This window comes from Chitinophaga terrae (ex Kim and Jung 2007) (assembly GCF_900107795.1).
In the GTDB taxonomy this organism is placed as follows: domain Bacteria; phylum Bacteroidota; class Bacteroidia; order Chitinophagales; family Chitinophagaceae; genus Chitinophaga; species Chitinophaga terrae.
Map to the genome: position 1 here is coordinate 242,950 of NZ_FNRL01000002.1, position 16,845 is coordinate 259,794.

Here is a 16,845-nt window from a genome sequence, read left to right on the forward strand (position 1 = left end):
GTTTTTATATGACACACTTGCAAGAAGGAGATAAAGCGCCGGTTTTTAAAGGTAAAGACCAGAACGGTAAAACTGTTTCCCTGACAGATTTTAAGGGAAAACGGGTGGTTCTTTATTTCTACCCGAAAGATATGACGCCCGGCTGCACTGCACAGGCATGTAACCTCAGGGATAACTACGACCAGTTACTGAAACTGGGTTATGTTGTAATTGGCGTAAGTACAGATAGTGAACAAAGCCATCAGAAATTCATCGCCAAATATGAACTGCCATTTACTTTGCTGGCAGATGAAGATAGAAAGATAGTGAACCAATACGGCGTATTCGGCGAGAAGCAAATGATGGGCAGGGTATACGATGGCGTTCACAGAACCACTTTCCTGATCGATGAGAAAGGCAAGATCGCTCACATCATCAAAAAACCAGACACCCAAAACCAAACCGAGCAAATCCTGGAACTCTGGAAATAGGTTTCACGCAAAGGTTTCACGCAAAGGTTTCACGCAAAGGGGCATAAGAAGCAAAGAAGCATAAGGAACTTTTACCGAAGCGAATTTTAAGAAGCAAAGGGAGTGAAGAATATGTTATAAATAACACAGTCTTCACTCCCTTTGCTTTCTTATTTTCCTTAAAATAATATCTTATGCTTCTTTGCTTCTTTTGCGTCTTTGCGTGAAACCTCTGCGTGAAACTACCGTTTCTGGCGTTGTTTGCGGAAAAGGTTACCGGTCTTGAATTTGTTACCTTCAGGGCTGCCTACGCGGTCCATAGCGCAACGGAAACCTACGGTGTTGGTAGCCATATCTTCCTGCATGAAGCGGCGGGTACCTGGTGAGAGCCAGTAAGCGCGGTCGTTCCAGCTACCGCCCTTGATCACATGGGATTTATCGTTGATCAGGGTAGTAACGCCGTAACCGTATTCAACCTGTGATAAAGAGTCGCCATCCAGGTAATTGATCACATCACCCTTCTGGTAGTTCAGGCGGTTGGCGCTTTCTTCATCTGTAACATCTCTCATTTTCAGGTGACCAAGGCTGTCTTTTTCAAACTCCTTGTTCTCGTTCTGGTAAACAGTCTGGAATTTGTTACCACGGAAGTAGTTGAAGTCTTCACCATCGATCGGGTTCAATGGCCTGTAAACGTCAAGTACCCATTCTGATACGTTACCAGACATATTATAGATACCGAAAGTATTAGGATAGAAAGAGCGGGTAGGCCCAGGGATAGATGCACGGTCGTTCAAGCCTCCGGCCACACCCATGTTATCACCTGATCCGCGTTTGAAGTTAGCCAGGAACTGACCCTGCATATTGCCGCGACGAATATCACGCAAGCCGCTGGTATTGGTTCCCCAGGAATAAACCTGTTTGTTCATGATCAACTCTTCCCCGTGTTTGCCTTCTTTCTTGGAAGGACCAGGGTTCTGACCAATATAACCCAGTGCGGCATATTCCCATTCAGCTTCTGTCGGGAGCCTGTAGTTAGGAAGCATTACCCCATCTTCAAAAGCAGCGTTACGCGGAGTACCGTCTGCATTTTTGAACTGGTTCTTTGCATCTTTAGACATTTTACCGGGAGTGCCTTCGTAAAGGCCGGCCATGTATGATTTGGTGTCGAAAGTATTATCGTCTGACTGGTTGTTGACATCAGCTTTGGAAAGCAAGCCTTTATCCATCAACAGTTTCTCGTTCACACGGTTGGAACGCCATTTACAGTAATCGGTTGCCTGTTTCCAGGTTACGCCTACTACCGGGTAGTCGTTATAGGCCGGGTGACGGAAATAATATTCTACAAGCGGTTCGTTGTAAGCCAGTTCACTACGCCATACCAGGGTATCGGGCAAAGCATTGCGGTATACATCAGGGAATGACTCACCGTATACACGGTTAAGCCAGTACAGGTATTCACGGTAATGAACGTTAGCTACTTCAGATTCATCGATGTAGAAAGAGGAAACAGTGATACGGCGTGGAATGTTATTCCAGTCGCCCATTACATCCTGTTCTGTTGCTCCCATGGCAAACGTACCGCCTTGCACAAATACAAGGCCCGGACCAGTTTGTTGATCCTTGTTCTTTGCTACGCTGAAACCACCCATTTTCTGGTCGTTATAGTTCCAGCCGGTAGCGGAAGAAGTCTGCTTCTTCTTACCGAAAAGTCCCCCGCCGTCTTTATGACAGGCACTCATGGATAGCATTACGCTGGTACCTACGAGCAATGATAAAGAGGTTAATCTACGCATGCGATACAGCTTTAGTCGAGTATATTTACAGTAAACGCAAATGTACTCTTTTTTATTTTATGGCGAAAAAAATTAATTTGTAATTTGCTGCCATTCGTATAGGCTATACCTATATCTGTCTTGATGTTTTGGCAGAAAACGGCGATTAAAATAATGAAACTCAGCTACATTTTTATTTGCTTTTTGTTATTTTCTAATTCTTTCGGGAAATTATCCGCCCAGGAAGGAAATCGCCGGTACCGGGAAAATTCAGTTTTAGCGAAAGGGTCCTGGTATAAACTGGCCATCAGCCAGCCGGGGATCTATAAAATTGATCTGCCCTTCCTGCAGCGGCTGGGAATTCCTGCAAACGATCTTCAAAGCAATACCATACACCTGTATGGTACAGGAGGCGCAATGCTGGGAGAAGGAACCAGCGCCCCGTATATAGACGACCTGCCGGAAATAGCGGTTTCCGTGACAGACGATGGGGATGGGTTGTTCAATAATAACGACCGGCTGCTTTTTTACGCTCCCGGCCCTCATCGCTGGGGAGCAGACGACCAGGGGAACTTCCGGCACCTGCCCAACCTCTATACCGATACAGCTTATTATTACCTGAACATAGACGCCCCCAACGGGTTGCGGGTACAAATGGCTCCCCCGGCGCCGCTTCCCCTGGTTACCGAAAACGCTTTTGACTTTCACCTGTTCTATGAAAGAGACAGTATTAATTTTTTAAACAGCGGCAAACAATGGTGGGGACAGGAATTCAGCAACGTGGTAGGGCTGTCCCGGACCTATCTCTTTACACTTCCGGCAAACCCGGTAGGCGACGTGCAGGTGAAGGCCAGGGTGGCAGGCCGCAGCAGGGGAGGCTGTAATTTCAATATCACTGTCAACGGGCAAAGCGCTATCAAAGACCTGTACCTGTTGCCGGTTACAGATAATGTATTTGAAGGCGTGGCATCATCGTCCGAGGGCGAGGGGCAGGTTAGCGTAAACGCAAGCCAGTTGTCTGTTGGGGTAAGCCTGGCCCCCGATAATATTAACGATAAAGGGTGGCTGGACTACCTCGAAATACAGGGACGTTGCGGCCTCGTTATGCCGGGTTCCGGGGCGCTGGAATTCAGGAGCAGCCGGTCTTTAGCGCTACCGGCGCTGCGTTATGCACTTTATAAAGGCGACGCAAACACGGAAGTATGGGATATCAGTAATCCCCTTCAACCCATGCGGATGCCGGTTGCAGTAACAGGCGATACGCTTGCCTTTACAGGCGCTGGTAAAAGCCTGAGAGAGTACGTGGCATTCCGGCCTTCGGATGTATTGACGCCCGGAATCAACGGGCCTGTAGCTATGCAGGACCTGCACGGGCAGGGAGCCGCCGACATGCTAATTGTGACTCACCCGCTTTTCCTGCCCCAGGCCGAACGACTGGCCGCCTTCCACAGGGGGCATGACCAACTGACCGTTCATGTTAGCACTACGGAGCAGGTGTATAATGAATTTGCCGGCGGGGCGCCCGACCCTGCGGCAATCCGCAATTATGTGAAAAAGTTTGCCGACCAGGGCAAAGCTCCCAGGTATCTTTTATTGTTCGGCGCTGCATCTTACGACTACAGGAACCGGGTGAAAAACAATACCAACCTGGTTCCTACCTGGCAAAGTGAAGCCAGCCTGGATGGATTACGCTCTTACGCGTCCGACGATTTTTACGCGATCCTGGAAGATGGAGGAGATATTAACCGGCTCGACAAAGCCGATGAGCTGGAACTAGGGGTAGGCCGAATCCCGGCAACCAGTGTAAGCGAAGCTGTTAGTGCTGTTGATAAGATCATCCGGTACACTGATCCTGCCACGCTTGGCAGATGGAGAAATGAAATGATGCTGGTAGCAGATGACGAAGATAACAACCTTCATTTTAACGATGCAGAGCAATTGGCAGCAACGATGGAACAGGTTTCGCCTTTGCTGCACCTGAATAAGATCTATGTAGATGCTTACCCGCAGGTTGCGGTAAACGGAGCAGTAACTTCCCCGGAAGTGAACGATGCTATTAACAAAAAGATCAATGATGGCGTATTGATAGTGAATTATACAGGGCACGGCAGCAATGCAAGGCTGGCGGCGGAAAGCGTGGTTGATGCAGGTAGCCTGGGGAAATGGCAGAATGGGGATAGGCTACCTTTGTTTGTAACGGCAACCTGCGATTTCGCGCCGTTCGATGATCCGGGGATCGTGTCGTTAGGCCATAAGATCCTTTTCATGAGGGATGGAGGCGCCATTGGCCTAATGACCACTACAAGGGCGGTAGTTGCGGCATCCAACCGCCTGATGAACGAAAATTATTTAAAAGCTTTATTGACAGCTACCGGCGGCGGGTTGGGAGAAGCGGCAAAAACAGCCAAGAACAATACGTTTAAGCAGTCGAACGATTTTATCAATAACCGTAAATTCCAGCTGCTTGGCGATCCTGCGCTTCGTTTAGCCTATCCCCGTTATAAAGTGGTCACAGACAGCATCAACGGGGCAGTGGGAATAGATTCCCTGAAGGCGTTAAGTACCTACGTCGTGAAAGGACATATAGCCTCCGGATCCGGAACCCCCGTAAATGATTTTAATGGTACGCTATACACGATAATTTACGACCAGCCGCTAACCTCTCAAACCAGGGGAAATGACGCAGGAAGCATCCCTGCAGCCTGGCAACAGCAAAAAAATATCTTATTTCAGGGGTCCCAAACTATCACAAACGGTTATTTTTCTTTTACCTTTGTGACGCCCAAAGACATCAGCTCCGGAGATGGAAAGGGAACGATAAGCTACTATGCCAACAACAGTCAAACAGATGGCGCCGGATCTGTAAACGGTTTTATAACCGGAGGGCAGGCCGCCAATGTTCCGGCAGATATAGCCGGACCCGTTATAAACGCCTGGGTAGATAGCCGCCGTTTCAATAATTATGATATAGTCGGGCCAACGCCTACCTTGTTGGTAGACCTGGCAGATAACAGCGGCATCAACATCAGTGGGAGAGATCCGGCCCACCGGGTCATAGCGGTTGTCGATGGCATAGATTATATTGTGCTAAATGATTTTTTTGAGGCATATTTGGATAATTTTCAAAAGGGAAACATCCGGTATCCTTTGAGCAGATTGTCGACAGGCTTACATAGTATTACAATTCAGGCATGGGACAACTATAATAATAAGTCTGAAGTTACCATTAACTTTACTGTTGCTGCAGATAATACGCTGGCCGTTGAGGATGTGAAGAATTATCCTAATCCTGTTCAGGGTTACACACGTTTTTCATTTATTCACAACCAGCCGGGAGAAGAGTTAGCGGTTACCTTACAGGTTTTTACATTGGAAGGAAAGTTGGTAAAAACGTTGAGAGATACAATAATTTCGGCCAACAGTCGTTTTGATGGAATGCCCTGGGATGGTCGTAATGATTCGGGAGCAAGATTATCAACCGGGTTATATCTGTACCGGTTAACGATCAAATCGAGCAAAGGAGCAAAAGTTAAGGGCGGAAAGCTGGTTATTTTATAACCTATGCAGGAAAATAATTTTTACCATTATCCCAATAAACCCCCTTTCTGTTATATTTTAATAAATTAGATTATTTTTACATTTTTATCAAATACAAAATCTGCATGATCCGAAAGGTAATAATGGGCTTCGCGCTCGTTTACTGTACTTTCTTAAGTTTTAATACCTCAGCGCAAATCACTACGGGGCAGATAGATGGTCGTACTAATGTGGTGAATACAGCCGTACCATTTCTGAGAATTACCCCGGATGCCCGCAGCGGTGCAATGGGAGATGCAGGAGTAGCTATTTCGCCGGATGCTTATTCTATCTATAACAATCTTTCCAAACTGCCATTCGCGGAAAAAAATGCTGGTATTGCAGTAACCTATACACCATGGTTAAAGGAACTGGTAAATGACGTATTCCTGGCCTCAGTTTCAGGGTATACGAAATTGGATGATGTACAGGCAGTTTCAGGTTCCTTACGCTACTTCTCTTTAGGAACTATCAATTTTACAGATGTTACCGGTGTGCCAACCGGCGATTTCAGGCCAAGAGAATTTGCCCTGGATGCAGGATATGCCCGCAAACTTGGAGAACATTTCTCGCTGGGCTTAACCGGGCATTATATATATTCTAACCTCGCTGGCGGCCAGACAAGGGATAACGTGGTGATCAAACCCGCGCAAACTTTCGCCGTAGATTTCTCCGGTTTCTATACCAAAGATTTTGAAAAAGACGATGGACTGTCTAACCGTTTGAGCCTGGGTTTTGCTATTTCCAACCTGGGTGCTAAACTTTCTTACACCAGTTCTGCCCAGTATAAAGACTTCCTGCCTACCAACCTCACATTGGGAGGCGCATATACCGTGGCGCTCGACGAAAAAAATGACCTGACCTTTGCCCTGGATATCAGTAAACTATTGGTACCAACCCCTGATTCCAGCGGTAACTATAAATCCAAAGGCACCCTGGAAGGGATCTTCAGTTCTTTTGGCGATGCACCGGGAGGTATGAAAGAAGAACTGCAGGAACTGATGTATTCCGTAGGTATGGAATACTGGTATAACAAGGTATTTGCAGTAAGGGCGGGGTATTTTAACGAGAATAAGTATAAAGGTAACAGGAAGTATTTTACAGCCGGTATGGGTGTGAAATACGACATCTTCGGCCTTAACTTCTCTTATCTGGTTCCAAGCGGCACCGGAACTCAGCGCAACCCGCTCTCCAACACCTTACGCTTCACCCTGACCTTTGATCTGGGCCCCAGGGATGAAGAAAGCCGCACCGGCTGGTAAGGAGTTCTGTTAAATGATTAAATAACAAAATTTTATGATAGAATCCCTCCGGCAGACGGAGGGATTTTTATTTTTATTGCCTTACCTTGCAAATTGGCAGGAAACTAAAAATTAAATTATGAGCAGGATTCGAATTGGTCTGGGAATCGATTTTCATCAACTGGTTGAAGGACGTGACTTCTGGCTTGGAGGGGTACAGGTACCACATCATAAAGGCGCTTTAGGACACAGCGATGCGGACGTATTATTGCATGCCATCTGCGATGCTATGTTAGGAGCGTTATCATTGGGCGATATCGGGGTTCATTTCCCGGATACCGACAATACCTATAAAAATATCGATAGTAAAATATTGCTGGCTAAATGCGCACAGCTGATCGGTGAAAAAGGCTACCAGGTTGTGAATGTCGACAGTACGTTGCTGCTGCAGGCGCCTAAGATCAAACCTTATGTGCCGGCGATGCAGGAGGTTATAGCAAAAATATTGCATATTAGCGTGGAGGATGTTTCTGTCAAGGCTACAACAACAGAGAAGTTGGGTTTTGTAGGAAGGGAAGAAGGCGTAACAGCCCATGCAGTTGTGTTGCTGGAGCATCTTCCGGGTTAAGGAACAACCGCTGATGTATTAGGCGCTACTCCATTCGTAATTCGTAATTATTTAAAATATCTTTGTCCAATGGCGGATATCATAGTGAAAATCATTAACAAGTCCGGTAATGAATTGCCGGCTTATGCAACAGCCGACGCAGCAGGAATGGATCTGCGCGCGCACCTGGAAACTGCTGTTACATTACAGTCATTGGAACGAATGTTAATTCCTACAGGATTGTTCATGGAACTGCCTGCGGGATATGAAGCCCAGATCCGGCCCCGTAGCGGACTTGCGATCAAGCAGGGATTAACATTGCTGAATACGCCCGGTACCATTGATGCCGACTACCGTGGCGAGATCAAGATAATTATGATCAATTTATCAAACGAACCGCAAACCATCCAGCCAGGCGATCGTATTGCACAAATGGTGATCGCTCCTTTTGTGCAGGCAGTTATTGAACCGGTTACGGTACTGACAGAAACTGTTCGGGGCACTGGAGGATTTGGTCATACGGGCAAATCCTAATGAATGAGGATCTACTTAACCGTAATAGGGCTAACTGGAGTATTGCTGGCGGCGGCTTGCAGTGGAAGTAAACATACTTCCCGAAGCGTTGCAGCCAGGAACGCTGCCGTGCTGGCACAAAGGGCCGACAGCCTCTTTTTCGCCGCACAACGGTCCAAAATGCTGGGCGATTATAAAACAGCGGTTGTTCAATACTCAGATTACCTGCGGTTAAACAAACAGAATGCTACTGTTTATTATGAACTGGCAAGGCTGCATATGGAACTGCAAAATCCGGTTGCTGCCTTAAACTATGCCCGTCAGGCAGTGGCACTGGATCCCGGCAACCACTGGATGTCAGTAACGCTGGCAGACGCTTATGCAGTCAACGAGCGATTCGACAGCGCCGCCATTGTATTCGATAAATTAACGCATCAATTCCCCGACAACGAAGATTACCTCTACAATAAAGGTATCTCGCTGGCGAAAGCCAATAAATTCGCTTCGGCCCTCGCTGTATTCAGCCAGCTGGAAGATAAGGTCGGACCCGTTGAAGAGATCATCTACCAGAAACAACGTCTGTTGCTGAGACTGAGTATGGTGAATGAAGCAGCGGCAGAAGTGAAGAAACTTATTGACAGAAGCCCTGATGAGATCAGGTATTACCTGTTGCTGGCAGAGATCTACGACGCCAATGACCTTACAGAAGAGGCTTCCAAAGTGTATCGCCAGATCCTGTCGAAAGACCCTGACAACGCCAGGGCATTGATTGCGCTTTCTTCCTACGCAAAAAAGAACAATGATCAGCAGGGCTACTGGTCTAACCTTAGTAAAGCTTTTGCCAATCCATCTTATAGCATAGACGAAAAAGTAGCTTATGTGTATCCTTACCTGCAGATGATGAACCTGGATTCTACCAAGTTAGGAGAAGGATTAAAGCTCACTTCCCTGATCATCAAAGCGCATCCTAAAGATGCCAAAGCGTATGCACTGCGGGGCGATATGTTTTCGCAGGCCGATTTGCTGGACAGTGCGGAAGTGAATTATAAAAAAGCCATACAACTGGATGATACCAGGTTTTCTGTCTGGTACCAGCTGATGTGGATCTATAGCAGGAAAAATGATCCTGCCGCTTTACTGGCGCTTAGTAACAACGTCACCAACAAATTCCCCAGGGAGTTCATGGGCTATTATTTTAAAGGGGTAGCCAGTTTCCTGTTACAGCAATATCCAAGCGCTATCAGTTCGCTGAATACAGCGCTGGAAATTGGAAACGGGGAAAGAAGATTTCTGGGAGATATTTATTCCCTGTTAGGCGATGCCTATCATGCAACAGGGCAACATCACCAATCGGACAGTAGTTATGAAACCGCGTTACGCTACAGGCCTAAAGACGCGCTGATCATGAATAACTACAGCTACTATCTTTCTTTAAGAGGCGAAAACCTCGAAAGAGCAGAGCAGATGTCCAGGGAATCGCTGGAAATTGAACCGGAGAGCCCGACTTATATGGATACCTACGCCTGGATCTTGTTCAGACAGGAAAAATATGCAGAGGCAAAGATCTGGATAGAGAAGGCCCTTCAATATCCGGACGCCCAGAAAAATCCGAATGTCTTAGAGCATTATGGGGATATCCTTTATAATCTGAAAGAAGTAACAAAAGCAGTGGAGTACTGGCAAAAGGCAAAAGAAAAAGGTGCATCTTCTGTTGACCTGGCCCGTAAGATCGCTGAGAAAAGATATATTCAATAGGCGTTTAGCTTTAAGATCATTTACTCGATGAAGAGAAACATAACCATTACACTTTTAATTTTTTTTAGCATAACCGTTATGATGGCGTGCCGCCATCCCCGCAAGCTGGCCAGGAACACGTTCCCGGCTGCAGATACCAGCAAAAGCCCCGTTGTAAAAACGGAAGACAGCGCTGCTATTAAAGCCATGCAACAGTTCACTGCAGAGATGTTAAAAGGAATACAGGCCAACCATATCAATTTCAATACCTTTTCAGGCAAAATGAAACTGGCATTTGAAACTGACAAGAAAAGCCATAACAACCTGAATGCAACTTTCCGCATAAAGAAAGACAGCATCATCTGGATCTCGGTTTCTGCACCGATCGTAGACGAAGTGATCAGGGCAGTGATCACGCCAGACAGCCTGAAAATGTATAACCGGCTGGATAAACAGTTATACCTGAGAAGAATGGCTGATGCAGAAGAACTGCTCAATATTCCTTTCGATTTTCAGACCCTGCAGGATATGCTTATCGGTAACCCGGTGTACCTGACAGACTCCGTTTACCAGGTGATCAAAACGCCTTCCATCATCTCGTTCAGTTGCGATCATAATAAGTTCACCAGTTTGTTCAACGTATATGCCGACGATTACGTACTGCAGCAAAGCAAAGTGATAGATAAAGACAGCACCGCGCCAGTGAGGCGTTCATGCGAACTGACCTATGGCGACTATGCCAAAGTAGCCGGCCGTAAATTCCCCACAACCCGGAGAATTTATGTAGAAGAAAAGAATGTGACCAAGGTGTCGTTAGACTTCACCCGTTACGATTTTGATATCCCTTTAACATTTCCTTTTAGTATGCCATCCTCCTACAAAAGGATGTAGTGCATTAACTTAGAAAGGTTGTATCTTGTAAATAAATTTATAGTTATAATTCAGTCATGTTGTATTTGAAGAAGCTTTTCCCGTTCATGTTAATCATCTGGTTAATGCCGACCATGCTGGTTGCCCAGGCGCCTGCCCAGTCACAGCAACAATCGCGCGAAGACCTGGAACGTATGAAAAGGGAATTGCAGCGTGAGATTGATGAAGCCAACGAACAACTGAAGGAAACAAAGAAATCTACAAAAGAAAGCCTTGGCCAGCTAAGGGCGTTAAAAGACAAGATCACACTACGTACCCGTTTGATCAATAACATCAACGATGAGATCAATTTCATCAACGGTGATATCAATACTGCAACAAGGGATATCAAAACCCTGCAGAAAGACCTGGACACGCTGAAAGCGCAATATGCACAACTTGTCGTATATGCGTATAAGTATCGTTCCTCTTACGACATGCTCAACTTCGTGTTCTCCGCAGAAAGTTTTAACGATGCGGTGAAACGTTTTCAGTATTTAAGGCAGTACCGCGAATATCGCCGTCGCCAGGCCGATAATATCCTTTCTACCCAGGAACAGCTGAATAAGAAAGTAGCCAATCTCCAGTCGCAAAAGGTAAAACGTGCCGAAACCCTGAAAACAGAACAGGAACAACGGGCTACCCTGGAGCAGGATAAGAAGGAGAAGGATGAAGTGCTAAATAAGTTGAAAGGAAGAGAAAAAGAATTAGTGGCTGATATTAACCAGCGAAAGAAAGACGCACAGAAAGTTCAGGCGGCCATCAGGGCGGTGATCAGGAAAGAAATTGAAGAGGCCCGCCGTAAGGCTGCCGAAGAAGAAGCTGCGCGCCGTAAAGCTGCTGAGGAAAAGAGAAAAAGGGAAGAAGAAGCGCGGAGAGCTGCGCTGGCCGATGCGGAAAGAGAAAAAGCCGCTGCCGCTGCAAATAATAACAATGCACCTGCAACCCCTGCACCGGCTACGCCAACCCCGGCTCCTGCAGCTCCTAAACCTGCAGCGCCTGAACCAGAGAAACCAGCAACACGTACAGAGAACGTGCTCGAGGCTACTCCGGAAGCCCTTGCGCTGTCAGAAAGCTTTGAAGCAAACAGGGGAAAACTTCCATGGCCTGTAGATGCAGGAAATATTATCGAGCACTTTGGCATTCACCAACACGCGGTAATGGAACACATACAGGTACCTTCCGACGGAATTGTTATTGCTACCACGAAGGGAGGAGCAGTGAAGTCAATTTTTGATGGCGAGGTAAAATCCGTAGTAGTAATGCCTGGATCAGGTTACGTGATTATTATTCGTCACGGACAATACTTTACTACGTATGTACGTTTGCAAACTACCCGGGTGAAAAAAGGGGACATGGTAAAAACTGGCCAGATAATTGGTACAGCCAGCACCAATGATATTGAAAACACCGGTGAAGTTGAACTGCAGATATGGAAAGGTGTGAATAAACAGAATCCGGAACAATGGATTCGCAGAAGGTAATCGCCTTCCATAGTACTTACTAACCAAATGCACTTGTTTTTGAGAAAGTTGATCCCTCTCCTGATGGCTTTATGGCTGTTGCCTGCTCTGTTGTATGCGCAGAGAGGTACCAAACAGGCGCGCGCTTCCCTTGAGAAACAAAAAGAACAATTGCTGAAAGAAATAGCCGAGGCTAACAAGGCTTTGCAGGCGAACAGGAGATCAGCAAAACAAAACCTCGCAGTACAACGGGAGCTGGAGCAAAAGATCGCCAACCGTAATGCCCAGATCAATAACATTAACCGGGAACTGAAAGAAATAGAGGGAGATATCAGCTCAACTAACGATAACGTACGTACGCTGGAAAAGGAAGTGGACTCACTCCGGGCCAGGTACGCCGAGTTGCTGGTTTACGCCTACAAATCGAGGGATAGCTACGACGTGCTTAGCTTCTTCTTCTCTGCCAACAGCTTCAATGATGCCATACGCAGGTACCAGTACCTGCGCCAGTACAGGGAGAGCCGGCGCCGCCAGGCCGAAAGCCTCTTATCTACACGCTCGTTGCTGAGCCAGAAACTGGCGGACCTTGAAACCCAGAGAGCCAAGAAAGCAACTGCACTCCGTTCAGAGCAACAGCAGCGGAATGTTCTGGTAGCCGACAAGAAAGAAACCGACCAGACCATTGCCCAGCTCAAAGACCAGGAAAAAGATCTGCAACAACGAATAGAAGCCAACAAGATAGCCGCAAAGAAAGTGGATCAGGCCATCCAGGCCGCGATCAGGAGAGAAATTGAAGAAGCTCGCAGAAAAGCCGCAGCACAGGCGCTGGCCAGGAGAAAAGCGGAAGCCCTGAAAAGGAAACAGGCAGAGGAAGCAAGAAGAAAAGCCGCTATTGCAGCTGCAAAGAAAGCGCATAAACCGGTTAAACCGCTTCCGGAAAAGAAAGCGGAAGAACCGGAAGAAGAGACGCCGGTAAAAATGACTTCCGAAGAAGCGTTGGTTGCTACGCCCGAAGCCTTATCCCTGGCGCATGATTTTGAAGCCAATAAAGGGCGGTTGCCCTGGCCTGTAGATGCGGGCAGGATAACAGGGCATTTCGGAGCCGGAAGAGTAGGGAAGATAGATGTGGATAACAACGGTATTATTATCGCCACCGCACAGGGCGCGCCTGTAAAGGCGATCTTCGACGGGGAAGTTATTATGGTGTTCCAGGTGCCAGGCGCAGGATATATGGTTACCCTGCGCCATGGAAAATATTTCACCAATTATGTCAGGCTTGTCAACGTCCAGGTAAGTAAGGGCGCCTCTGTAAAGCGAGGGCATGTTCTTGGCTCTGCGGCGCCGGCGTCGGGCGGAAGTAACGGAGAGATAGAACTACAGGTATACCGGAATATGACTAAACAAAATCCTGAAAGCTGGATACGTCGTCGTTAGAGCAACTGTACCTGGTTTTGTAAAACTTCTTCATACAATGCCTCATACTTAGGTATGATATTGTCGATATGGAAACGTTGCGCCTGCTCCCATGCACCTTGTCTTACTTTTTCAAGCAAAGCTTCATCTTTCAGCAATTTCAGTGCATTGGCAGCCATGTTTTCAACATCTCCCACATTGCTCATATAACCAGTCTGGCCGGGAATATTGATCTCCGGTAACCCGCCGGCATTGGAAGAGATAACAGGCACTCTTGCCGCCATTGCTTCCAGTGCAGCCAGTCCAAAGCTCTCGTAATCAGATGGTAAGAGGAAAAGGTCGCTGATCGACATCACATCTTCCAGTTGTTCCTGTTTACCAACAAACCTTACATCTTCACAAATACCTAATTCCCTGCACAGGCACTCGATCGACGGCCGGTCCGGACCATCGCCCACCAGCAGCAATTTTGCCGGGATCTCTTTACGTACCAATGCGAAAACCTTTACTACATCGGGTACCCGTTTAACTTTACGGAAGTTGGAAACGTGCAATAGTATTTTCTCGCCGTTCGGCGCAATTGCCTGCCTGAAATGAGGCAGCTCGCGACGGCTGAAACGTTGGGTATCCACAAAGTTGTAGATCACTGCTATATCTTTTTCAATAGGGAAAGATTTATACGTCTCGTCCCTGAGGTTTTCTGATACCGCTGTAATAGCATCAGATTCGTTGATGGAAAAGGTCACCACCGGTTCATATGTCTTGTCTTTTCCTACCAGTGTAATATCGGTACCGTGCAGTGTTGTAATGAACGGAACTGTTCTGCCATGTTTCTTTACGATCTGTTTTGCCATATAGGCTGTAGAAGCGTGAGGGATGGCGTAGTGAACATGAAGGAGGTCCAGTTTCTGGTTAATGATCACATCTACCATTGTGCTGCTCAGGGCAGATTCATAAGGCGGGAAATCGAATAACGGGTATGTCGGAACCTGAACTTCGTGGTAATATATGTTTGCGTGGAACGCATTGAGCCTCACCGGCTGCTGATAAGTGATAAAATGAACCATATGGCCTTTATCTGCCAGAGCTTTACCCAGCTCTGTGGCCAATACCCCACTACCTCCGTAAGTCGGGTAACATACTATTCCTATGCGCATGAGTATCTTTTTAGCATTCTGCAAAGGTACATAAAAGCAAATTGGATATTAACTCCCCGTTTCCCCAGCTCCGTCATCAGTCTGTTAATTTTACATCATTTTTAATGAAAAAGCTACCCGTATAACAACGGATTTTGAAGAGAAGTTGAAGTTTTTTGAAGCCTTTTAATCCCTATTTTTTGATTAGTTTTAATGATTTATTAACCTGTGTTAGCGAAACGTATGAAGAAGTACCTGATGCCAGTTTTATGTGCCTGCGCTATGCCGATTTTAGCAATGGGGCGAAATGGCGACTCACTCACCATCAGAAAGATAGCCGATGAAGTTTTAACTCATAGCACGGCTTATGAAAACCTGAGAGTATTGACAAAGCAAATCGGAGGCAGGCTGGCCGGCTCTCCCCAGATGGTTAAGGCCGAACAATGGGGCGTGGAAGCTTTTAAAGCCGCAGGCGCCGATACCGTTTATTTACAGGAATGCATGGTGCCTCACTGGGTAAGAGGTGAAAAGGAAGAAGCGAGGATCATTTCCAAACGCCGTGATTTTATTCCCCCTTTGAACATACTTGCCTTAGGTAACTCCGTGGCTACCAGCCCCGAAGGAGTGACGGCGCCGGTAATTGAGATCGGTTCCTTTGATGAACTGGAAGCAAAGAAAGACCAGGTGAAAGGAAAAATAGTTTTCTACAACTATCATTTCAACCCGCGATTTATTAAGACCTTCCATGCTTACGGGGATGCGGTAAAATACCGCTCAAATGGCCCCAGCAGGGCTGCAAAATACGGAGCTGTGGCAGTGATCGTTCGTTCCATGTCGCATGGCGCCAATAACTTCCCGCATACAGGAGGTACGCATTATGATACGGCCTACGCCAAAATACCTGCTGTAGCTATAGGACTGGAAGATGCCGATATGCTGAGTGCAAGATTAAAAGACGATCCTTCTGCCAATATCTTCCTCAAAACAAATTGCCAGATGTTACAGGATACTATCGGGCATAACGTAATTGCAGAAATAAAGGGAAGTCAGCATCCCGACCAATACATCACGGTTGGCGGGCACCTGGATTCGTGGGATATCTGTGAAGGCGCGCAGGACGACGGCGCCGGTTGCGTGCAAACCATAGAAGTGCTGAGGGCGTATAAAGCAGCGGGGATTAAACCATCCAGGACTATCCGTTTTGTGTTGTTTGCCAATGAAGAGAATGGAGCCCGCGGAGGCAGCAAATATGCGGAAGTGGCAAAGGCAAAGAATGAAACGCATATCCTGGCGCTGGAAAGTGATGCCGGCGGGTTTACGCCCAGAGGTTTTGCCTCTTCCATGAGTGCAGAGAAAAAGGCGGTGATACAAAAATGGCGTCCGTTGCTGGAGCCGTATGGAGTATATGATTTCAGTGAAGATGGCGGCGGTACCGACATTGGTCCACTGCATAGACTGCTTGATACGCCGATGGCTGAACTAATTCCTGATTCCCAGCGTTATTTTGATGTTCACCACGCTGCCAATGATGTGTTCGAAGGCGTAAACAAACGCGAATTGGAATTAGGTGCGGTAGGTATGGCAGGATTCATTTATCTTGTAGATAAATACTTTTAATCCTGGTAAATAAAAACAATCTATGGGCCGATTTCTATTTATTGTAATCCTTGTTATTGTAGTATTACTCGGCGGAGGGTTCTTCTACAAGTTCTATTTCGTATTCGGTAAAGGCGTAAAAGCCGGGGAGCTCAACTACTTTGTACAGAAAGGATACATTTTTAAAACCTATGAAGGAAAGCTGATCCAGTCAGGTTATCGCGGAAAAGTGGCTGGTACCATACAGTCTAACGAGTTCGAGTTTTCAGTGACCGATGAACGGGTGGCCCAGCGCCTGATGAATGCCAGCGGAAAAGCGGTAGAACTTCACTATAAGGAATACCTGGGGGCTATACCCTGGAGAGGTTTCAGCCCATTTATTGTAGACAGTATTATTTCTATCAGAGATGCCAATACGGGAGCGCAGATCCCGTGA

The 16,845-nt window shown here is 46.8% G+C and carries 13 protein-coding genes; 11 read left to right on the forward strand and 2 right to left on the reverse strand.

The genetic code is table 11. From position 1 onward, the window contains the following. The first annotated feature begins 8 nt into the window (after window positions 1-8). Window positions 9-470, forward strand: a complete 462-nt coding sequence (gene bcp / locus BLV62_RS03130; protein ID WP_089758608.1) for a thioredoxin-dependent thiol peroxidase — start codon at window positions 9-11, stop codon at window positions 468-470. Window positions 471-691: 221 nt separating this feature from the next. On the opposite strand, the gene BLV62_RS03135 is transcribed toward bcp, so the two are convergent. Beyond that, the gene (locus BLV62_RS03135) at window positions 692-2,242 is read right to left on the reverse strand and encodes an SUMF1/EgtB/PvdO family nonheme iron enzyme (RefSeq protein WP_089758610.1); all 1,551 of its coding nucleotides are present in this window, start codon (window positions 2,240-2,242) and stop codon (window positions 692-694) included. A gap of 183 nt (window positions 2,243-2,425) precedes the next feature. Here BLV62_RS03135 and porU point away from each other — a divergent pair, with 183 nt between their 5' ends. The 8 genes from porU (at window position 2,426) to BLV62_RS03175 (ending at window position 13,698) form a co-directional block, all read left to right on the forward strand. Then, window positions 2,426-5,779, forward strand: coding sequence for a type IX secretion system sortase PorU (gene porU / locus BLV62_RS03140; RefSeq protein WP_168927791.1), 3,354 nt, complete (start codon window positions 2,426-2,428; stop codon window positions 5,777-5,779). Between the two features lie 104 nt (window positions 5,780-5,883). Then, window positions 5,884-7,059, forward strand: a complete 1,176-nt coding sequence (gene porV / locus BLV62_RS03145) for a type IX secretion system outer membrane channel protein PorV (RefSeq protein WP_089758614.1) — start codon at window positions 5,884-5,886, stop codon at window positions 7,057-7,059. A gap of 118 nt (window positions 7,060-7,177) precedes the next feature. Continuing rightward, the gene (ispF, locus tag BLV62_RS03150; RefSeq protein WP_089758617.1) at window positions 7,178-7,666 is read left to right on the forward strand and encodes a 2-C-methyl-D-erythritol 2,4-cyclodiphosphate synthase; all 489 of its coding nucleotides are present in this window, start codon (window positions 7,178-7,180) and stop codon (window positions 7,664-7,666) included. Window positions 7,667-7,735: 69 nt separating this feature from the next. Further along, the gene (gene dut, locus BLV62_RS03155) at window positions 7,736-8,179 is read left to right on the forward strand and encodes a dUTP diphosphatase (RefSeq protein ID WP_089758619.1); all 444 of its coding nucleotides are present in this window, start codon (window positions 7,736-7,738) and stop codon (window positions 8,177-8,179) included. 3 nt (window positions 8,180-8,182) lie between these two features. Continuing rightward, entirely contained in the window at window positions 8,183-9,913 is a 1,731-nt protein-coding gene (locus tag BLV62_RS03160; protein WP_089758621.1) for a tetratricopeptide repeat protein, read from the forward strand. 78 nt (window positions 9,914-9,991) lie between these two features. Further along, complete coding sequence (locus BLV62_RS03165) at window positions 9,992-10,783, forward strand: lipoprotein insertase outer membrane protein LolB1 (protein ID WP_168927792.1); 792 nt, start codon at window positions 9,992-9,994, stop codon at window positions 10,781-10,783. A 56-nt stretch (window positions 10,784-10,839) separates the two neighbouring features. After that, window positions 10,840-12,285: a murein hydrolase activator EnvC family protein gene (locus BLV62_RS03170; RefSeq protein WP_089758625.1), complete on the forward strand. Its 1,446-nt coding sequence runs from the start codon at window positions 10,840-10,842 to the stop codon at window positions 12,283-12,285. 39 nt (window positions 12,286-12,324) lie between these two features. Continuing rightward, a complete protein-coding gene (locus BLV62_RS03175) occupies window positions 12,325-13,698 on the forward strand; it encodes a murein hydrolase activator EnvC family protein (RefSeq protein ID WP_168927793.1) in 1,374 nt (457 codons plus the stop codon). Here the strand turns inward: BLV62_RS03175 and bshA are convergent. Further along, entirely contained in the window at window positions 13,695-14,834 is a 1,140-nt protein-coding gene (gene bshA, locus BLV62_RS03180; RefSeq protein ID WP_089758629.1) for an N-acetyl-alpha-D-glucosaminyl L-malate synthase BshA, read from the reverse strand. The two genes, BLV62_RS03175 and bshA, sit on opposite strands and share 4 nt — an antisense overlap. A 261-nt stretch (window positions 14,835-15,095) precedes the next feature. Between bshA and BLV62_RS03185 the strand changes: the two genes are divergently transcribed. Together BLV62_RS03185 and BLV62_RS03190 are read left to right on the forward strand one after the other, a co-directional pair. Next, the gene (locus BLV62_RS03185; RefSeq protein ID WP_258522406.1) at window positions 15,096-16,430 is read left to right on the forward strand and encodes a M20/M25/M40 family metallo-hydrolase; all 1,335 of its coding nucleotides are present in this window, start codon (window positions 15,096-15,098) and stop codon (window positions 16,428-16,430) included. Between the two features lie 22 nt (window positions 16,431-16,452). Further along, on the forward strand, window positions 16,453-16,845 hold the full coding sequence (locus tag BLV62_RS03190; protein ID WP_089758633.1) for a hypothetical protein: 393 nt from the start codon (window positions 16,453-16,455) through the stop codon (window positions 16,843-16,845).